The organism is Streptomyces sp. NPDC059875, from assembly GCF_042731085.1.
GTDB lineage: Bacteria > Actinomycetota > Actinomycetes > Streptomycetales > Streptomycetaceae > Streptomyces.
The window spans coordinates 1-19,035 of record NZ_JBHWJZ010000020.1 but is presented as its reverse complement, the minus strand read 5'-3'; the positions used below and the strand labels follow the sequence as shown (position 1 = coordinate 19,035).

Below are 19,035 nucleotides of genomic sequence, written 5' to 3'. Positions count from 1 at the left end.
CGGCCGCCTCAGCCCTTGTACGCCTTGGCCGCCGCGCCCTCCAGCGCAGCGGCCGTGGCGGCCGGGTTCGACGGGTCGCGCAGGAAGTCCTGGAGGATCTTCCACTCGCCCACGCCCTTGGTGCCGCCGAATGCCGCCGGGGCCTGGTCCGACATGTCGAAGCGCACCGAATCCCCGGCGTCCATCAGCGACTTGGCCGTCTCGCGCAGCGTGTCGTCGCCGTAGGAGGCGAGGTCGAGCTTCTTGTTCGGCGACAGGAAGCCGCCCGCCCCGGCCCACACGGCCGCGGCCTCCGGCGTCGCGAGGTACTCCAGGAACGCCGTCGCCGCCTCCTGGTTCTTGCCGTCCTTCAGGACGACGGCCGCGTCACCTCCGCTGACCACCGGCGCCTTGCCGCCCGCGACCGCAGGGAAGGGGAAGAAGGTCGCGTCCTCGCCGATCTTCCTGCCGAACTGGTCCTTGGCGACGCCGGCGACGAAGTCGCCCTCGTACACCATCCCGGCCTCGGGCTTCGGGCCGAAGACCTTCTCGACGGAGCCGGGGAAGTCGGTGCCCAGTGCGCCCTTCTGGCCGCCCGCGATCAGCTTCTTGTCGGAGAAGAGCGTGCCGAGGGTGGTCAGCGCCTTCACCACGGTCGGGTCGGTCCACGTGATCTCGTGCTTGGCGAGCCGGTCGTACTTCTCGGGGCCGGCCTGGGAGAGGTAGATGTTCTCGAACCAGTCGGTGAGCGTCCAGCCGTCCTCACCGGCGACCGCGAAGGCCGGCAGGCCCGAGTCGGAGATCGCCTGCCCGCTCTTGAGCATGTCCTCGTACGTCTTCGGCGGCTTCACGCCCGCCTGGTCGAACGCCTCCGGGCTGTACCAGACGGTCGACTTGTGGGCGGCCTTGAAGTACAGGCCGTACAGGGTGCCGTCGACGGAGCCGTAGTTCTTCCACACCGGCGCATAGTTGGCGTCGACGGACTTCTTCGCGGTCTCCGACAGCGGCTTGAGCCACTTCTGCCGGGCGAACTGCTGGAGCACGCCGACCTGCGGGACCATCACCACGTCGGGGGCGTTGCCGCCCTCGATCTTGCTGCCGACGACGGTGGATACATTGTCGCCGGTGGACACGAACTGGGTCTTGGCGCCGGTCTTCTCGGTGAAGGCGTCCAGCACCTTCTGGAAGTTCTTCTGCTCGGCGCCCGACCAGACACCGGCCACATTCAGGGTCTGGCCGGACAGTTCCTTGTCTCCGCCGCCGGCGCTCACCGGGCCGCCGCCGCAGGCGGTGGCGCCGAGCGCCAGGGTGAGCGCGGAGCAGCAGGCCATCGTCATCCGTCGCATGGTCATCGCAGTCCCTCCAGGGTGGTGTCGTCACTGATCCACCAGGCGGCGGTGGACCCGGGCAGTGCGCCGGTCGGGCACGGTCCGCTGGACAGCAGCGGAGCGCCGGAGACCGGGGCGGGCACCGGAGCGGTGCCGAAATTGACGGCGCAGACGAGGCCGTCGCCGCGCAGGAAGGCCAGCACGCCGGGCGGCGCGTCCAGCCAGCGCAAGGTGCCCTCGCCCAGCTGCGGCAGTCCGTGCCGCAACTGCAGGCCCTCGCGGTACAGGTGCCAGAACGAGCGGGTGTCGGCCAGCGCCCGGTCGGTGGCGTGCTCGGCGAACCAGCCGGGCTGCGGCAGCCACGGCTTGGCGCTCTCCGCCCCGGTGCTGAAACCGAACGGGGAGGCGTGCCCCGACCACGGCAGCGGCACGCGGCAGCCGTCGCGGATCCGGGCCCGGCTGCCGGTGCGCCGGAATATCGGGTCGGTGAGCACCTCGTCCGGCAGGTCCACGACCTCCGGCAGGCCCAGCTCCTCGCCCTGGTAGATGTAGGCGGCGCCGGGCAGCGCCAGCATCAGCAGGGCGGCGGCCCGCGCCCGGGCGGCCCCGAGCCCGCTGCCCTCGGTGCCGGACTCGCCGTACCGGGTCACCGTGCGCACCTGGTCGTGGTTGTTGAGCACCCAGGTGACGGTGGAGCCGGTGCCCGCGATGTCGCGCATCGCCTCGTCGATCACCTTGCGGAAGGTGTCGGCGTCCCAGGGCGCGCCCAGCAGGTCGAAGAAGAACGCCTGGTGCAGCTCGTCGGGGCGGACGTACATGGCGTGCTCGCGGGCGGTCGGCACCGACACCTCGCCGACAAGGAGTCGCTCGCGCCCGTCCCGTGCCGTGTACTCCTCGCACACCGACCGCCAGTGGCGCCACACGTCGTGCACCTCGGGCTGGTTCCACGCGAGCGGGTTGACCGAGTCGCGGGTACGGGCGTCGGCCTCCGGGTCGGGGGAGTCCGGCAGTTCGGGGTGCTTGAACAGTCCGGCCGCCACGTCGATGCGGAAACCGTCGACGCCCCGGTCCAGCCAGAAGCGCAGGGCGTGGTCGAAGTGGGCGCCGACCTGGGGGTTGCGCCAGTTCAGGTCCGGCTGTTCGGGGGTGAACATGTGCAGGTACCACTGGCCGGGCGTGCCGTCCGGCTCGGTCACCCGGCTCCAGGCCGGACCGCCGAACATGGCGTGCCAGTTGTTGGGCGGCAGGTCGCCGTCCGGGCCGCGGCCTTCGGCGAAGTGGAAGCGCGCGCGGGCCGCGCTGCCCGGGCCGGCGGCCAGGGCCTCACGGAACCAGGCGTGCTCGCTGGAGCAGTGGTTGGGGACGATGTCCAGCAGCACCTTGACGCCCAGGCGGTGGGCGTCGGCGACCAGCAGGCCGAATTCGGCGAGGTCGCCGAAGACGGGGTCCACGTCGCAGTAGTCGGCGACGTCGTAGCCGTGGTCGTGCTGCGGCGACGGGTAGAAGGGGCTCAGCCAGATGCCGTCGACCCCGAGCTTCTTGAGGTACGGCAGGCCGGCCCGGACACCGGCGAGGTCGCCGATCCCGTCGCCGGTGCTGTCCAGGAAGCTGCGGACGTACACCTGGTAGATCACCGCGTCGCGCCACCAGTGACGGCGGCTTGGGGCTGTGTGCATCACCCGTTGACCTGTATTTCTGCGTGAAGGGGTGCGCGCCACCCAGAGCGGGTAGCGGTTATGCATGCATGTTAAGTAGGCGTGACGAGAGGGTGTCAACGAAGCTGCCGAAATTCGGCGCTGGTTGGGGTTGAATGTCCCGGTTTATGGCAGTCGTCAGGGCATGCAGGTCCGCATGCTGATACCTAACAGGTAAGTAGGATGCCCGGAGGTGAAAGAGTGATGACGGAGGCGTCAGCGACGACGGGCGATGGCCGCGAGCTCGCCCGCGAGCCGGCGCACCGCCGCCTCGGGCGTCTGGTGCTGCGCCATCGCGTCATGCACCACGGCCTGCACGGCGAGGCTCACCTGCTCGTAGTGCGGGCTCTTGGGGCGCGGCGCGGCCGCGAGCACACTCGCCCGCAGCGCGGGCAGATACGGGAAGCGCGCCACCAGCGCCGGATCCTCGTACAGCGCGGCCCGCACCGGCGGCAGGGAACCCTCGCCCAGGACGCGGCGCTGCACCCGCTCGCTCGTGAGGTACGCGATCAGGTCGCGCGCCGACTCGGGGTGTCGGGCATGGCTGCTCACGGCCAGATTGGAGCCGCCCAGCACACTCGCGCCCGGACCCTCGGGGCCCGGCAGCGGGACAGCGCCGAACTTCCCCGCGACTCTCGACTGCGCGCCGGAGGCGCCGGCGTACGTGTACGGCCAGTTGCGCAGGAAGAGCAGCCGGCCGTTCTGGAACGCCTGCCGGGACTCCTCCTCCTTGTACGTCAGGGCTTCCTTCGGTATCCAGCCGTCCCGCACACCACGGGCGAGGAACCCCAGCCCCTCGCGGGCGGCCGCCGAGTCGACCGTGACCCGCTCGCCCTCGTCCCCGAGGATCGTCCCGCCCGCCGAGTACACCGCCTCGGCGGCGTTGACCGTCAGCCCCTCGTACGGCAGGAACTGGCCCGCGTACCCACCCAGGGCGTGTTTCGGGGCGATGGTGCGGGCCTGTCGCTCCAGCTCCGCCCAGGTCCGCGGCGGGCGCTGCCCCTCGCGGTCGAGTACGTCCTTGCGGTAGAAGAGCATCCCGGCATTCGTCACATACGGGACGGCGTACAGCCGCCCTTCGTACGTCGCGGTGTCCACCACCGGCGGCAGGAAGCTCTCCAGCGGGAACCGGCCGCGCTCCAGCGGTGCGATCCACCCCGCCGCGGCGAACTCCGACGTCCACGCGACATCGATGTTGAGCAGATCGAACCTGCCCTCACCCGACCTCAGATCCGTGATCATCTGGGCCCGGGTCTCGTCGGCCGAGTCCGGCAGCTCGACCAGGGTGACCTTCTCCGCCGGATGCGTGCGGTTCCAGCCGTCCAGGACCGGGCCGAGATAGCCGGTGAGATCACCGGCCGTCGCCACCGTCATGGGGCCGCGCCCGCCCTCGCGCTCCGCGCCGCCCGACGGGGCGCCGGAGGCCATGTGACCCGTCAGTACGACCGCGACAGCCAGGAGACCCCTACCCGCGGCCCGTATCCACCGCATAGGTTCCTCCCAGAGCACCGCGCCGTACACCTTCGTTCAGCGACAGGGCATGTATACCCGTTAGGCATGGGCGATACTAGAGCCCACATCACACCGGGAGCACGGCAAGGGAGGACAGCACGGGTGCGCCATCCCCTCCTCGCCCTCCTGGCCAGGGGCCCCGCCCACGGCTACGAGCTCAAGCAGGACCTTGAGCAACTGCTGGGCTCCGCGTACCCTCCCGCCAACGTCGGCCAGATCTACGTCACCCTCGGCCGGCTGGAGAAGTCCGGGCTGATCGAGGGCGAGGAGATCGCCCAGGAGAGCCGCCCCAACAAGAAGATCTACCGCCTCACCGACGCCGGGCAGGAAGCACTGCGCGCCTGGTTCGACGAGACGGCGGACGAACCGAGGGTCCGGGACGAGTTCTTCATGAAGCTCGCCCTCGCCCCGCGCACCGGTCTCGCCGACCAGATCGCCCTCATCAACAAACAGCGACGCGAGTACCTCACCACCATGCGCAACCTGTCCAAGCTGGCCGCCACCGAAGACCGGGACAACCGCATGGCCCACCTGCTGATCGAGGGCGCCATGCTGCACCTCCAGGCCGATCTCGACTGGCTGGAGCGCTGCCAGGAGGAGCTGGAGGAGCTGCAATGACGGACTCCGCCATACCCGTGCCGCTGCTGCACGCCGAGGGCATCGTCAAGACCCACCACGGTGAGGGCGCGCCCGCCCACGCCGTGCGCGGCGTCGACCTGACCGTGCGGCGCGGCGAATTCGTCGCCGTCACCGGCCCCTCCGGCGCCGGCAAGTCCACCCTGCTGCATCTGCTCGGCGGCCTCCAGCGTCCCGACAGCGGCTCGCTCCGGCTCGACGGCGAGAGCACCGACGGCTGGACCGAGGCGCGCTGGGCGGTGGAGCGGCGCCGCCGCATCGGCATCGTCTTCCAGTTCTTCAACCTCGTCTCCAACCTCACCGTCGCCGACAACGTCGAACTTCCCGCCCTGCTCGCCGGCACCCCCGCCAAGCGGGCCCGCGCCGAACGCGAGAAGTTCCTCGCCGAACTGGGCCTCGAGAGCAAGGCCCGCAGCATGCCCGGCGAGCTGTCCGGCGGCGAACAGCAGCGCGTCGCGCTCGCCCGCGCCCTGGTCAACCAGCCGCGGCTGCTCCTCGCCGACGAACCGGCCGGCAGCCTCGACAGCAAGGGCACCCGCGAGGTGATGCGGCAGCTCGCCCGCTTCCACCAAGGCGGCCAGACCATCGTGCTCGTCACCCACGACGCACGGCTCGCCAGCGCCGCGGACCGGGTGATCAGCTTCTTCGACGGCCGGATAGCCGACGACGCCGAACTGGGCGGCACGCCGCCGCGCGGCACCGGCCTCGCCGGCGTACTGGAACTGAAGGACTGACCCGTGCGGGCCATGCTGCGCTGGGCGCACGCCGATCTGCGCACCCACCGGGGCGAGGCGCTCTTCATGGTCGCCGCCACCGCCGGGATCGTCGCCTCGCTGCTCCTGGCCACTGCCCTCTTCGGCTACGCCACCAACCCCTGGCAACGGGTCTTCACCGAGTCGCGCGGCGCCCACGTGTGGATCCACACCGGCCCCGCCGCCGACACCGCCGCCCTCGCCTCCCTGGACGGCGTCGAGCAGCTTTCCGGCCCCGCCCGCACCGCGGCCGACACCGTTGCCTCCCGTGGCGCCCGCGCCGGCGTGGAGCTGCGCGCCACCGGCGCCGAGCCCCCGGCCATCGGCCGGCCCCTGCTGACGTCGGGCCGCTGGCTCGACGACGCCGTCCCCGACGGCGTCGTCCTGGAATCCGGCCTCGCCCGAGCCCTGTGGGCCGAACCGGGCGACCGCCTGACCCTGCCGACCGGCCGAACCCTGACCGTCCTCGGCGTCGCCGACAGCGCGGAGCCCCGCTACCGCCCCGGCGAGCGGCCCGGCACCGTCTGGGCCCTGCCGCGCGCCGTGCCGTCCGAACGCGGCGGCGGCCAGGTCGTCGGACTGCGCCTCACCGACCCGGACGACACCGACTACGCCGTCCAGCGCGCCGTCACCACGCTCGGCGCCGGCGCCGTCACCGACGTCTCCACCTGGCAGCAGGCCCGCGCCGACGCGCAAGGCGACACCAAGCTGCTCGGTCAGGTCCTCGGGCTCTTCGGACTCGGCGCGCTGATCGCCGCCGCCCTCGCGGTGTTCGGCGCCATCAGCACCCGGGTGCGCGGCCACCTGCGGGACATCTCCGTCCTCAAGGCCATCGGCTTCACGCCCGGCCAGGTCGTGCGCGTCTTCCTCGTCCAGCACCTCGCCTTCGCCGTGCTCGGGGCGACCCTCGCCACGACGGCCGTCCAGACGCTCGGCAACCGCCTGCCCGGCCGACTCGGCGACGCCGTCGGCGTCTGGCAGGGGCTCCAGGGCCACACGGCGGCGCTGCTCGCGGTGCCCGTCGCGGCAGTGCTGTTCATCGGGGCGGCCACCTGCCTCGCCGCGTGGCGGGCCGGGCGGGTGGAGCCCGTACCCGTTGTCCCCGCCGCCGCGACACCGGGCGGGGGAGGGCTGTCCCGGGCAGCCCGAGGCGCGCTCGGACTGCGCGTGCCGGCCACCCTGGTCCTCGGCTGGCACCGGGCCTTCGGCCGAGGCCGGCGCGCCCCGGCCACCATCGTCCGCCTCGCCCTGCCGCTGCTGCTGATCACCGTGGCGCTCAGCGCCTGGACCACCATCGAAGGCTTCGACAGCCGCCCCGAGCAGCTCGGCCACGCCGCCGCGCTCACCGCCCGCCCCGACGCGACGCTCACCGACCGCGAGGCCGCCGCGCTCCTTCAGGCCAACGACAAGATCACCGCCGCCCACCCCGGCCTCGAGGTCGCCGCCCTGGTCCCCGGCCAGACCGGCACCATCGCGCTGCGCGGCCTCGGCACCCGCGACGAGCCCTACCCGTACACGATCGCCGAGGGCCGCCCCACCCACGGCCCCGACGAGGCCGTCGCCGGCCAGGGCCTGCTCGACCTGCTGGACGTACGCGTCGGCGACTGGGTCCGCGTCACGGTCGGCGGCCACCCGCAGGTGCTGCACCTCGTCGGCCGCAGCATCGAACCGGAGAACGGCGGCAAGGTCATCTCCACCTCGCTCGACACCCTGCGCGAGAACGACCCCGCGCTGAGCCCCACCCTCTACCAGCTCCGCCTCGAGCCCGGGGCCGACCCGCGCGCCGTCCGCGCCGAACTCGCCGACGCCTCCAGGGGCCACCTCGACGTCCACGAGGTCACCACCCCCGCCGACCGGCTCTCCGCCCTGCGCGGCGTCGTCTTCGGCCTGATCATCGTCCTCGCCCTGATCGGCCTGACCGAACTGTCCACGGCCATCGGCGGGAGCATCCGCGACGGCGAACGCGACCTGCTGGCCCTGAAAGCCATCGGCCTCTCCCCGCGCCAGATCACCGCCGTCACCGTGACGGCCATCGGCAGCACCGCGCTCGCCGCCGCCCTCGCCGCGACGGCCCTCGGCGTTCCCTTCGCCCGCTGGCTGATCGACCACGAGGCCCACACCACCGGCATCGGCTCCGGCATCGCCCAGGCCCCGCCCGCCGGGTACGTCACGGCCATGAGCGCTGCCGCCGTCCTCGGCGCGATCGCCCTGACGGTCCTCCCCGCGGCCCGCGCGGCCCGCCGCCGCCTCGCGGACACCCTGAGCGCGGTCGCCTGACGTCCTGCCGTATGCGTACGCCACCGAGGAATCCTGTGGGGAGACCGCTGCCCGGCCCGCCCGGTCTCAGCTGCTGACCGGGGTGAGGACCACGAAGTCCGCGTTCGACGGGTCGAGGCAGACGGCGAGCCGGCCGACGCCTTCCGCGTCCTCCGGTCCCATCTGCACGCTGCCACCGCTCTCGACGACCTTGGCGACCGTGGCGTCGCAGTCGGCGACGGCGAAGACGGGGTGCCAGTAGGGCCGCCCGCCCGCGAGGGCCAGATTCTCCTCGGGGAGCTCCATGAGGCCGCCGTGCATGCGCTCCTCGGGAAGTCCGGCGGGAGTGATGAGGGCGTACGTGCCCCCGCCGCCGGGCAGCTCCATGTCGTTGAACTGCCAGCCGAAGACGCCGCCGTAGAACTCCTTCGCGGCCGCTGCGTCGCTCGTGTACAGCTCGGTCCAGGACAGTGAACCCGGCTCGTCCACCAGGTCGACGCCCTTGTTCTTCCCCGGCTGCCAGACGGCGAACTGTCCCCCCAGGGGGTCGCTGTACTGGGCCATCCGGCCCCAGTCGTCGAGGTCCATCGGAGCCACCCGAACCGTGCCGCCCGCGCGCTCCACCGCCAGGGTGGTGGCGTCCGCATCCGTGACGCTGTAGTAGATCATCCAGGCCGAGCGCGCGCCCTTCTCGGTGAGTTTGCCGAGCCCGGCGACGGTCTTTCCGTCCTTCCGGAACATCCCGCCTTCCATGTCCTCCCCGTCGCCCATGGACTCGTACTCCCATCCGAGCACGGTGCCGTAGAAGGCCGCGGCGGCCGGGACGTCGGGGGCGCCGAGGTCGAGCCAACAGGGGGAGCCAGGGACGAAGTCAGTCGTGATCATGGTGATTGCCTTTCGCAGATCCCGTAGGGCCTCAGCGTGGCACCGGACACTGACACACGCCCGTCGACCGTTCCGCTTCCGTGGAGAACACCATGGTCTAGTCCGACGAGCTCACGTACCGCTCGTGCTCCTCGGGGGAGACACGGCTGCCCGAGGAGGGGAGGAGCTGCGGAATGCCGTCCACGATGGGATAGCGGAGGTGCAGCCGCGGGTTGTAGAGCACGTCCTGGCCGGCCGGGAGTGTCAGCGGTCCCTTGTCGAGCGGACAGGCCAGGATGCGCAGGAGCGGGTCGTCGGAGTTCATGAGGGTCCTCGGTGGTCGGTGGTCGGTGGTCGGTGGACGGTGGTGGTGAGGTTCGGGCGGTACGTCAGGTCTGCGGGTCGTGGCGCGGCATGACCAGCAGAACGGACAGGGCCAGCGCCGTGCCGGCGACGCGCAGAGTCAGCAGCAGCGGATCGTCCGGGAGCCTCTCGCCGAACGTCAGCGTCCCCACCACCGCCGTGAACAGGCACGTCACCGTCGTGCAGACGGGCACGATCAAGGAGGCACGGCACCTCTGCAGCGCCGCCTGGGACATGACGAGTCCGGCCCCGGCCGTGAACAGAAGCAGATACGGGTACGGGGAGCCGAACAGCGCCCTCATCGCCGCGCCCGCGCTCTCGGCGGTGAGGCGGCCCGACGCCCCCTTGATGGCCAGCGAGCTGACACCGTAGAGCAGCCCCACGGCCACGCCGTAGCCGATGCCGCTGGTCGGCACCCGATGGCGTCTGCGCCCGCGCCGCTCGACCTGGCCGTACAGCAGCAGTCCGGCCACGAGCGTCGGCACACAGACGACGAGCACCACGGCCCACGGCGCCCCCGTGCTCACCGCGTCGTCGCCCTCGCGCACCGACGCCACGACCATGAGCAGGGCGACGAGCACCGCCCCGAGCGCATGGCGCTCCCGGCCCGAGGGCTGTTCGCCGAGCACCGCCGACGACAGCAGGAGGAGCAGGACGAGACCCGAGACGAAGATGCCCTGCGCGGCGGCGATCGGCAGCGCCCGATAGACGATCAGCTGGGCCACGAAACCGGCGGCGAGCGCGAGGGAACCGGCCATCCACAGCGGGCTGGTCAGCAACACCCCGACCACACGCAGCGGGCGCCCGGCGGAGAGCGCGGGCAGCGAGCCGAGGGCCCGCTTCTCCAGGACGAAACCCACGCTGTAGAGGAGGTTGGCGACCAGCGCCGCGCCCACACCCCACCACATCCCGCTACCTCCGCCGGGCGTGCGCCAGCAGAATGGACGCCGCCGACGGCACGGCGCACGCGGCCCGGTCGATCAGGCGCAGCCCGCGCGGCACCCCGTGGAACGGCGCCCCCGTGATCCGTACGTCCTCGAAACCGGCCGACAGCAGGAACGAGCGCAGCGCACGCGCCGTGAACAGCCGCAGATGGCCCACCACTTCGGAACCCGGCCGGCCGTGGATGCCGCGCAGACTCACCTCGGAGAACACCGGCTGCCAGCCGGCGAGCAGCAGCCCGCGGTTGTACCAGGCGGCGAGGTTCGGGGTGGAGAGCATCAGATGACCTCCCGGCCGCAGGATGCGCCGCAGTTCGTCCACAGCCCGGTCCGGGTCGACGAGATGCTCGACCACCTCGCTGAACAGCACCGCGTCCGCGCACCCGTCCGCGAACGGCAGCCCGCCGTGGTCCAGTTCGCCGCGCACCACATGGGCCAGGCGCGGCCGGGCGCGGCGCAGCGCGTCCTGCGACCAGTCGACCCCCACGATCCGGTGCCCGGCGAGAATCGGCCCCGCGGTCGCGGCCGCGGTGCCGTCCCCGCAGCCGACGTCGACGACGAGCGCGCCCGGCGCCCCGAGGGCGGCGGCCAGCAGCCGCGCCTGCCGCCGGCTCCGGGCGTCACCGGACGCCACAGGCACGGCGGGGTTCTCGTAGAAGTCCCGCAGCCCGGGAACGGAGTCGGGACGGGCCGTGTCAGGGGCAGGGTGGAGGGATGCGGTTCCTGCGGGATCGGGCCCCCGAACGTCGGGTGCCCCGCGTCCCCCGCTGTCCCTCGCACCACTTCCTGCCGTGGCCGCTTCCACGGTCTGCCTGTTCACAGCGCCTCCGCATCGGTCGCCGCCAGCCGGCCGGCGAACATCTCGCACAGCCGGACGCCGTCCTCGTCGCCCAGCAGAGTCCGGGACCAGCGCAGCACCAGGTGGAGCCGGCCGCCGGTCGACGCCGTCGTGAACGTCAGCCCACGCGGCATCCCGGCCGGCGCCGAGAACCAGACCGCGTGCGCGCGGCCCGCGGGACCGAAGTCCAGCGGGTACGGGATCCGCCCGATGTTGCTGAGCAAGGTCGTGGACGTCCACGGCGCCACGAGCCGCCGCACCCCCCGCGTCAGCGCCGCCCGGGCGGCGACCGGCAGGACCGGGGCGGTCAGCATCGCGGCGCCGCGCCCCAGTTGGGGACGGTCGCGCGCCTTGAGGGCGCGGGTGCGCTCCGCGGTGCTGCGCAGCAGCGCGCCGAGGTCGGGGGCGGGGCCGGTCTCGGCGGGCGTGAATCCGACCTCGACCAGGCGGGTGCCGTTGCCGATCGGCATCGCGGGCCCGCGGGTGCGGTCGTCGACGGGCATGGTGATGCGCAGCGGCCGGTCGGGAGCGCCCTGCCGCCGGTTCCAGTCGGCGACGGTCAGCGCCGTGGCCACCATCAACTGGTCGTTCACGGTGTACGGGGCACCCGGCTCCCGCCGGGGCACCGGGAGTTCGGTGACCAGCATCGCGTTTCCGGGCGTGGGCCCGGGGCTCCCCGCCGCGACCCGTGCGGGCCGCGCCGCCGCCGGCGCACCCCCTGGTGGGAGCGCCGGTCCGGCCGGCGGACGGACCGGCGCCGGGACGGGCGGGGCGGCGCGTCCGCTGTAGATCTCCGCGGCGGTCGCGGCGATCCGCAGGCAGGCGGGACCGTCGAGCGCCGTGTGATGGACCGTGAACAGCAGGACGCAGCCCTCGGAACCGGGCTCCTCGACCACCTCCAGGCGGAGGGGTGGTGCGCAGAGCAGTGACGGAGCCTCGGTGAGGGCCCGCTGCCGGGCCCGTGCGAGGGCGCCGGGCGCACAGGGCGGGAAAGAGACCGCATCGGTGCCGGGACCGTCGGTCAGCTCCCACTCGTAGCGCCGTGCGAACGGCCCGCGCCCCCGCTCCCGCATCAACACCCGGGGATGCCGGGCGAGCGCCCGCTCGAACGCGTCGCGCAGCCGGTCCGGTCGGACCCGCCCCGGCAGATGGATCTCGATGTGCACCGTGTTCGGCTCACGGTCGTCGGCGCAGTGCCGGGCGATCTCGTCCACGACGGCGAACGGCACGCGCGGCAACTCCCGCCCCGCCCCGGCGCGGGCGACGGCCGCGTCCTGATCGGTTGCCATCAGACACCCCTTCTCTCGGTCCGCCCCGCGTCCGGCCCGTCCGGCCCGTCCGGCTCCCCGGACCCGTACGGTCCCTGCGCCCCCCTCGGTGCTGCGCGGTGCCCGCCCGTCCGGGTACCGTGCGCACGACCCACCGTCACCAGCGCCGCGAACAGCGCCGCCAAGGCGAGGAGTTGCGCCGTCGGCCCGTACGCGCCCCGGCCCATTGCCGCCGCCTCGCCGCTGCCGGTGAGGGCGACGACTCCCGCACCCGCCATCGCCGTGAAGGCGATCGGGGCGAGCAGCGCCGGGCGCCACCAGGCGATCGCCGCGAGCAGGGGTACGGCCACCGCGACGGGACCCGCGATCACCACGCCCACCAGCGTCAGCGCGACCGTTCCGAGCAGCAGCCCCGGTGCGGGCGGTGTCCCGTCGGTGCCCAACCCGGTGCCAAGGCCCTCGGCCGTCGCGCCGGACCGGCGGCGGCCGACGAGCGCGAGCCCGGCGAGCACCACCAGCAGCGCCCCGGCGGCGATCAGCCCGGCGTCGTACACGCGGGACGGCTCGTACAGCAGCGTCACCGTGCCGCCTTGGCCGGCGGGAACCAGCCAGGCCTGCTGCCAGCCGTCGATGCGCAGCGGGCGCAGCTCCTCGCCGTCGAGCGTGGCCTTCCAGCCCGCGTTGTGGTTCTCGTGGAGCTGCAGGTACGAGGCGTCGCCCGCGCCCACTCGGAGGGTTCGCCGGTCGCCGCCGCCCGAGACGACCTCCACCGCGCGCGAGGCGGAGGCGGCGGTCCGCGCTTCACCGACCGCGAGCTCGATGCCGGTGACCGCGAGCGGGCCGGTGTCACCGGCCTCGACGGTGTGCGTGCGACGGTCGAGGGAGACGCGGCTGCCGTCGGTGCACAGGGAGACGGCGATCGGCCGGCGTTCCGTCAGGTCCCGTACAAGCCCCTCGGCACGGGTCTCGAGGAACCGGCCGTCGACCGACACGATCGGACCCTTGCCGCACGGCAGCGTGAACTTCTTCGCCGGGTCCGGCTGCGGCGCCCGGTACTTCTCCAGCGCCGGGATGTGCAGCTCGCTCAGCCCGACCGGCAACTGCAACTGCTCGTCGGCGACCGGGTTGTGCAGAGTCAGCGGCGCGACACGGGAGATCGTGATGTCCATCCGGTCGGTCGTGATGGGGGAGAACCGCGCCAGGCCGTTCTCGTCGACCGCCGCGATCGCCGTCCCGTCCGGCGAGCTGATCTGCACCTGCTCCGGCCGGGTCGCGAGCCCGCCGGCCGCGGCGAGGACGATCTCGCCGACCGCGGTCTTCTCCGGCCAGGTCAGATGCAGCACGGGCCGTTCGCCCGCGACCCAGGCCGTGGTCAGGTCGCCGTCCGTCAGATTGCGCGGACTGAGATTCGTCCCCAGCCGAGCGGTCGAGTCCGCGCTCACGACGATCTTCTTCCGTTGCCCGGTGAGGTCGAACAGCAGGTCGTCGAGCTCCTTGCCCGGTACGGGCAGGGCGGTCGCGCGCACCGTGTAGTCGGCGGCCCGGGCGGCCTCGAACTGCCGGTGCAGCCCCACCTCGGCGGACACGGCGGACAGCCCGCCGGGATCGCTGCCCCGGGACAGCGTGTAGACGACCGGGCCGGCGACGTCGCGCGGCGCGTCGGCGGGCAGTTCCAGCATCCGGGTCACCTGCACGCCCGGGACGGAGATCTCGGTGAACCCGGCGCCGGTAAGTCCCGGGCGGCCCTGCTGCGACTCGAGGATCGTCACCTTCAGCCACGTCGCCTCGCCCTCCGGCGCGGCGACCTGCTGGCTGCTGCCGTCCGGCCGCAGCGGGCCGACCCGGCTGCCCCGGTCGGTCTCCACCCGCACGACTGTGGGCGCGGCGCGCACATTGCCGCTGGGCAGCGGCGTCAGGTTCAGCGTCCCGGGGATGCGGGTCGGGCCGGTGAAGTCGATCCGCAGCCACTCGCCCTCGGGGGAGCCGGGAGAGCCCTCGGCCCAGCCGGTGTCCGGATTGCCGTCGAAGGCGTTGACGGGGTCGTACTGCGGGAGATGGAACAACCAGTTGCCCACCGACGAGGCGGTCACGGACTCCGCGCCGCGCAGCACCGCGGTCGTCTGGTGCCGGATCCCGGACAGGGGCAGGATCTGCCGCGGTTCGTCCCCGGGGTCCTGGACCGCCTGCTCCGCGTTGCGCTCCTCGCGGGTGTACGTGTGCGACGTGCCCGAGTTCACCAGTCCGAACCGGGTGTCGGCCCGGCGCATCCCGTCACCGGCCGCGTACAGCGACGGCCGGTCCACACCCGGGTGCGCGTCGCCCGCGAGCACGGTCGGCCGACCGGCCAGGGCGCCCGACGCGGACAGCGGCAGCAGGGACTCCGGACCGCCGCTGACGACCGCCGTGCCGGAGACGGGCGTCATGCGTGCCGGACCGGGGCGCGGGGTGCCGGACGGCGGTGCGTAGATCTCGACCGCGCGCTGGCGCGGGTAGAGGCCCTCGACCTGGACGGGGGTGTCGTCGGCGATCCGGCCGTCGGTCAGCAGCGGGCCGAACCCGGTCACGCGCCGGTAGCCGGAGGCCTCCAGCGTCCGCTTCACCGTCGCCGTGGGGACGTGCCCGAGCTGGTCCGGGTCGAGGTCGTTGCGCACGACGACGTGGTACAGCCCGGCCCGGGCGAGGTACGCGGCGAGCCCCGGCACCTCGCCGCCCGACGTGAGGGCCTGCTCCACGGCGTCCATCGCCCGCCGGTTGCCGGGGGTCCCGAACGGCACGTAGTCGCGCTGCGCCCACGGGGACCGGGCGAGGACGTCGAGGGGCTGGTCGATCGGCGAGCCCCAGGTGTAGACGCCGTGCGCGGTCGCCGGGACGACGAGGGCACGGTCGTCGGGTGCGTGCTCGGTCAGCCATGCCGCGGTCGCCTCCCAGTACCCGGGCAGCTGGCGGAACGAACCCGGCTGCAGGATGGAGCCGTTGACGTAAGGCCAGGCCAGGCCGGGCAGGACGAGCACGGCGGCCACGACGGGCGCGAAGCGGCGGGACCGGACCGGTAGCGACCGCGGGAGGGCGGTGGCCGTCAGGTGCATGAAGCCCAGTGCGAGCGCGAGGGCGAGCCCCGTCTGGAACTTGTAGATGTTCCGGAACGGCACCAGCGGCCCGTTCAGCCACTCCTGAACCGTCTCGTGGAACGGGCCGCCCAGCGCGCCGCCGTACCCGGCGAGCGTGACCAGCGCGGCGACCGTCGCCGTCAGCACAAGCCAGCGCCGCTCGGGCAGGTCCCGCCGGGCGAGCCCGGCGAGTCCGAGCGCGGCGGCGAGGGCCGAACCGGCGATCACGACGGCCGAGGTGGCGACGGTCCAGCCGGCGGGCAGCCAGGCCTCGCCGAAGTGCAGATAGCCCACCCAGTTGCCGGCCCCGCGCAGCACCTCGGCGGCCGACATCGTCGCCGTGGTGGTCTGCGAGGACTCCACGTACGGCATGAAGTTCTCGCCGTACGTCCCCAGGAGAAGCAGCGGCACGACCCACCAGGCCGTCGCGAGGATCACGCACGGCGTCCACCACGCGATCAGGGCGCGCTTGCGGGGACCGCCAGGACGGGACAGCAGATACAGGCCGACGGGCAGCAGCGACGCCAGCGTCGACGCGGCGTTCACCCCGCCCATGAGCGGGATGATCAGCGCGGAGCGGGCCGCGGCAAGGCGCGGGCTCGTCCGCGGGTCCGTCAGCGGCAGCAGCACCCACGGCAGCACCGCGCCGGGCAGGGCGGCGGCCGACGTGGAGCCGACGACGATCGTGTACGTCGGCCACAGGGCGTACACCGCCGAGCCGACGAGCCGCGACGTGGGCGAGCCGACGCCGAAGCGCTCGGCGAGCCGCAGGGCGCCCCAGAACGCGGTGGTGACCACGAGGGAGAGCCAGAGCCGTTCGGCCAGCCAGACGGGCAGCCGCGCCAGGTCGGCGGCGGCGTGGAACGGCAGCATCGGGATCGCGTAGCCGACGTACTGGTCGGCGATGCCGCCGAAACCGTCCCGGTCGTGCCACAACTGGCCCAGGTCGCGCAGGAACCGCCACGGATCGGTGACGACCCCCAACTTGGTCTCGAACGTCATCCGCCCCGGCGACACGGCGAGGAACGCCACGAACACCGCCGCCCAGAAGCCGAGCAGCCAGCGCCGGGAGCGCCGCCGCGGCTCCGGCGTTCCGGGCGCGGGCCCGGGCGCGGCCGGGGAGGCAGGCGGGCGGGCATGGATGGTGCTGGTCATGGACACCGCCGGAGGATGAGGAGGAGGTTCCACGTCGCGAATTCCCGCAGCCCCGGCACTCGCGGAACGACCTCCGGGAGGACCGGCCAGTAGCGGGAGCGGGCGGAGACGATCTGCACGTCGTCCCGGCTCCTGACGTGGCGCAGGGTCGGTCCGACCCCGATGGCGAACAGGTTCTCGCCGAGCCGGTGCTTGGCGGCCCGGCCGCTGCGCCGCTCGTAGCGGGCCCGGGCCCGCTCGGCGCCCAGGTAGTGCCAAGGGGCCCATTCGTGGCCGCCCCACGGCGAGAGCCAGTTGGTGAAGGAGACGTAGATCAGTCCGCCGGGCCGGGTGACCCGGACCATCTCGCTGAGGAACGTGCCGGGATCCCGCACGTGCTCCAGCACGTTGGACGAGAAGCAGACGTCGGCGGCGCCGTCGGCGAGCGGCAGCAGATAGCCGTCGGCGACCACGGTCCCCGCCCCCGGTGCGACGGCGAGTTCGGCGAGGTCCGGCTCGAACAGGTAGCCGTGGGCCCCGCGGCGGCGGAACTCCCGGGTGAAGTAGCCGCGCCCGCCGCCGACGTCGACGACGACCCGGCCGTCCAGCCGGACATGGCGTTCGACCTGGTCGACCGCGTCGCGGGCCAGTAACTCGTACGCGGTGTGCGGATCGTCCTGCTCGCGCAGGAACGCCCGGAAGAGGGTGAGGGAGCGGCGGAACGACGGGTCCTTCACGTGCGCGCACCCTCCGACTGCGCGCCCCGGCCCTGCGAGCGCGCGCGGTGCACCGCCTCCGCGGCGACGGCGCGGAACCGCCGCACCGTGCCGCTCCACCGGAAGTCGGCGGCGTGCTCGGCGGCGGCCCTGCCCATGGCCTCGCGCCGGACGTCGTCGAGTGCCAGCGTGCACCAGGCGGCGGCGAACGACGAATCCCCGCGCGCCAGGAGGCCGGTGACGCCGTCCTGGACCGAATCACGCAGCCCCGGTACGTCGAACCCGAGCGTCGGCGTGGAGCGGGCGCCCGCCTCGGTCACCACAAGACCCCAGCCCTCGACGGCCGCGGGATGCAGCAGCAGCCACGCCTCGCACAGCAGCCGGTGCTTCTCCTCCTCGGACACATGTCCTGTGAACTCCACACCAGGCCCGGCGAGTTGTTCGAGCCGCTCGCGCTCGGGCCCGTCGCCGACGATGACGAGTCGGCCGCCGGTGACGGGCCGGACCCGCTCCCACAGCCGCAGCAGCAGATCGATCCGCTTGTACTCGACCAGTCGGCCGAGGGCGACGAACATCGGCGTCGCCGACCGCGGGGCCCGCGGCCCGGGCTCGTGGACACCGTTGTGCACGACGCGGATCTGCTCCTGCGGCACGCCGATCGCGCCGAGCGCGCCGGCGGTCGAGGGCGACACGGCCACCAGCAGATTGCCGCGGTGGGCCCGGGCCAGGGCCCAGTGTTCGAGCAGCCGGCCGGCGCGGGCGACGGGTCCGGGGAAGCGCATGTCCCACAGTTCGGTGTGCACATGGTTGACCAGGCACACCGTGGGACCGTGATGCCACAGCGGGGACAGGTACGGCATCCCGTTGCACACCTCGACGAGCAGGTCGCAGGCGCCGACCTGGCGGGCGAAGGCGGAGCGTGCGCCGACGAAGTGGCCGAGCCCGCCGCCGGCCGACACGACGCGGTACGGCCGGTGCGCCGCGGGGCCGCCGCACAGCAGCGTCACGTCGTGGCCCAGCTCGGTCAGTCCGGAGGCGAGCCGGTCGACCAGCAGCTCCGAGCCTCCCGCGGCCGGGTTGCCGAGGTCGCGATGGGCGAGAAAGGCGATGCGCCGGGGTGCTTCGGCCCCGCGTGCACGGGCGGGGGTGTGGCTGTCGAAAGGCCGCGGGACCGGCTGCGGAACCAGGTCGAGCTGTGGGGGAGGAACGTGCTGGGGCATGCGTGCTCCAACTCGTGTCAGGGTGCGAAGAGGGTGGGGGGAGACGAGCGGTGGGGGGAGACGAGCGGTGGGGGCGTGAGGTGGGTGGAGACGAGCGGTGCGGGACTGCGCGGGAACGGTGGGGGTGACCGGGAGGGGCCGTGCTCGGTTGGGTAGGCCAGTCTTCGGTACGTGTTCGATCGGCGGCTACTCACCGGTATGACAACTTCGGCCTTCCTCAGGCGGATTGATTCGTCATCAAGTGAGCATCCGGGACGTCCGGTTCGGTCCGGCGCCCCCGTACGACGAGTGCCCCGCCGACCAGAGCAAGCACCGAACCGAGCACCCCGGCCCCTAGGCCATGTCCGTAAAGTCGTCGGCTCGTTGCTCTATTCGTGGTGCGTCGACATGAACTGACGGATGAGTCGTGGGCGTTGATCGCTCCGTT

Annotated in this window: 14 protein-coding genes; 3 read left to right on the top strand and 11 right to left on the bottom strand. The window is 73.2% G+C overall.

Translation table 11 applies throughout. The features are described from left to right. Positions 1 to 8: 8 nt before the first annotated feature. The 3 genes from ACFV9D_RS23665 to ACFV9D_RS23655 form a co-directional block, all read right to left on the bottom strand. Complete coding sequence (locus ACFV9D_RS23665) at positions 9 to 1,331, bottom strand: ABC transporter substrate-binding protein (protein WP_385149579.1); 1,323 nt, start codon at positions 1,329 to 1,331, stop codon at positions 9 to 11. Further along, entirely contained in the window at positions 1,328 to 2,983 is a 1,656-nt protein-coding gene (locus ACFV9D_RS23660) for a glycoside hydrolase family 13 protein (protein ID WP_385149576.1), read from the bottom strand. The genes ACFV9D_RS23665 and ACFV9D_RS23660 overlap by 4 nt, the downstream gene beginning before the upstream one ends. 234 nt (positions 2,984 to 3,217) lie before the next feature. Beyond that, positions 3,218 to 4,492 carry an ABC transporter substrate-binding protein gene (locus ACFV9D_RS23655; protein ID WP_385149574.1) on the bottom strand — a complete coding sequence of 425 codons (1,275 nt, stop codon included), beginning with the start codon at positions 4,490 to 4,492 and terminating at the stop codon, positions 3,218 to 3,220. Between the two features lie 123 nt (positions 4,493 to 4,615). Here ACFV9D_RS23655 and ACFV9D_RS23650 point away from each other — a divergent pair, with 123 nt between their 5' ends. Genes ACFV9D_RS23650 through ACFV9D_RS23640 form a run of 3 tightly spaced genes read left to right on the top strand, consistent with a single transcriptional unit; the run spans position 4,616 to position 8,178 of the window. Then, the gene (locus tag ACFV9D_RS23650; RefSeq protein WP_385149571.1) at positions 4,616 to 5,131 is read left to right on the top strand and encodes a PadR family transcriptional regulator; all 516 of its coding nucleotides are present in this window, start codon (positions 4,616 to 4,618) and stop codon (positions 5,129 to 5,131) included. Further along, positions 5,128 to 5,883, top strand: coding sequence for an ABC transporter ATP-binding protein (locus ACFV9D_RS23645; protein ID WP_385149568.1), 756 nt, complete (start codon positions 5,128 to 5,130; stop codon positions 5,881 to 5,883). The genes ACFV9D_RS23650 and ACFV9D_RS23645 overlap by 4 nt, the downstream gene beginning before the upstream one ends. A 3-nt stretch (positions 5,884 to 5,886) precedes the next feature. Beyond that, positions 5,887 to 8,178, top strand: a complete 2,292-nt coding sequence (locus ACFV9D_RS23640; RefSeq protein ID WP_385149565.1) for an FtsX-like permease family protein — start codon at positions 5,887 to 5,889, stop codon at positions 8,176 to 8,178. A gap of 66 nt (positions 8,179 to 8,244) precedes the next feature. On the opposite strand, the gene ACFV9D_RS23635 is transcribed toward ACFV9D_RS23640, so the two are convergent. The 8 genes from ACFV9D_RS23635 to ACFV9D_RS23600 all read right to left on the bottom strand — a co-directional run bounded on the left by ACFV9D_RS23635 (position 8,245) and on the right by ACFV9D_RS23600 (position 18,608). After that, complete coding sequence (locus ACFV9D_RS23635) at positions 8,245 to 9,042, bottom strand: VOC family protein (RefSeq protein ID WP_385149562.1); 798 nt, start codon at positions 9,040 to 9,042, stop codon at positions 8,245 to 8,247. A 97-nt stretch (positions 9,043 to 9,139) separates the two neighbouring features. After that, positions 9,140 to 9,346, bottom strand: coding sequence for a Trm112 family protein (locus tag ACFV9D_RS23630; protein WP_385149559.1), 207 nt, complete (start codon positions 9,344 to 9,346; stop codon positions 9,140 to 9,142). Positions 9,347 to 9,410: 64 nt separating this feature from the next. Further along, entirely contained in the window at positions 9,411 to 10,292 is an 882-nt protein-coding gene (locus ACFV9D_RS23625; protein WP_385149556.1) for a hypothetical protein, read from the bottom strand. A 4-nt stretch (positions 10,293 to 10,296) separates the two neighbouring features. Continuing rightward, positions 10,297 to 10,965: a class I SAM-dependent methyltransferase gene (locus ACFV9D_RS23620; RefSeq protein WP_385149554.1), complete on the bottom strand. Its 669-nt coding sequence runs from the start codon at positions 10,963 to 10,965 to the stop codon at positions 10,297 to 10,299. A 176-nt stretch (positions 10,966 to 11,141) separates the two neighbouring features. Then, positions 11,142 to 12,452: a condensation protein gene (locus ACFV9D_RS23615; RefSeq protein ID WP_385149551.1), complete on the bottom strand. Its 1,311-nt coding sequence runs from the start codon at positions 12,450 to 12,452 to the stop codon at positions 11,142 to 11,144. Continuing rightward, the gene (locus tag ACFV9D_RS23610) at positions 12,452 to 16,693 is read right to left on the bottom strand and encodes an alpha-(1->3)-arabinofuranosyltransferase (RefSeq protein WP_385149892.1); all 4,242 of its coding nucleotides are present in this window, start codon (positions 16,691 to 16,693) and stop codon (positions 12,452 to 12,454) included. The genes ACFV9D_RS23615 and ACFV9D_RS23610 overlap by 1 nt, the downstream gene beginning before the upstream one ends. After that, complete coding sequence (locus ACFV9D_RS23605; RefSeq protein WP_385149548.1) at positions 16,690 to 17,409, bottom strand: class I SAM-dependent methyltransferase; 720 nt, start codon at positions 17,407 to 17,409, stop codon at positions 16,690 to 16,692. Before ACFV9D_RS23605 ends, ACFV9D_RS23610 begins: the two co-directional genes overlap by 4 nt. Continuing rightward, positions 17,406 to 18,608 carry a glycosyltransferase family 4 protein gene (locus tag ACFV9D_RS23600; RefSeq protein WP_385149545.1) on the bottom strand — a complete coding sequence of 401 codons (1,203 nt, stop codon included), beginning with the start codon at positions 18,606 to 18,608 and terminating at the stop codon, positions 17,406 to 17,408. The genes ACFV9D_RS23605 and ACFV9D_RS23600 overlap by 4 nt, the downstream gene beginning before the upstream one ends. Positions 18,609 to 19,035: the final 427 nt, after the last annotated feature.

Coding starts and splice junctions, on each gene's coding strand:
- ACFV9D_RS23615 (WP_385149551.1), bottom strand. CDS start 12,452: ATGGCAACCGATCAGGACGCGGCCGTCGCCCGCGCCGGGGCGGGGCGG.
- ACFV9D_RS23630 (WP_385149559.1), bottom strand. CDS start 9,346: ATGAACTCCGACGACCCGCTCCTGCGCATCCTGGCCTGTCCGCTCGAC.
- ACFV9D_RS23635 (WP_385149562.1), bottom strand. CDS start 9,042: ATGATCACGACTGACTTCGTCCCTGGCTCCCCCTGTTGGCTCGACCTC.
- ACFV9D_RS23625 (WP_385149556.1), bottom strand. CDS start 10,292: ATGTGGTGGGGTGTGGGCGCGGCGCTGGTCGCCAACCTCCTCTACAGC.
- ACFV9D_RS23665 (WP_385149579.1), bottom strand. CDS start 1,331: ATGACCATGCGACGGATGACGATGGCCTGCTGCTCCGCGCTCACCCTG.
- ACFV9D_RS23600 (WP_385149545.1), bottom strand. CDS start 18,608: ATGCCCCAGCACGTTCCTCCCCCACAGCTCGACCTGGTTCCGCAGCCG.
- ACFV9D_RS23645 (WP_385149568.1), top strand. CDS start 5,128: ATGACGGACTCCGCCATACCCGTGCCGCTGCTGCACGCCGAGGGCATC.
- ACFV9D_RS23655 (WP_385149574.1), bottom strand. CDS start 4,492: ATGCGGTGGATACGGGCCGCGGGTAGGGGTCTCCTGGCTGTCGCGGTC.
- ACFV9D_RS23610 (WP_385149892.1), bottom strand. CDS start 16,693: ATGACCAGCACCATCCATGCCCGCCCGCCTGCCTCCCCGGCCGCGCCC.
- ACFV9D_RS23660 (WP_385149576.1), bottom strand. CDS start 2,983: ATGCACACAGCCCCAAGCCGCCGTCACTGGTGGCGCGACGCGGTGATC.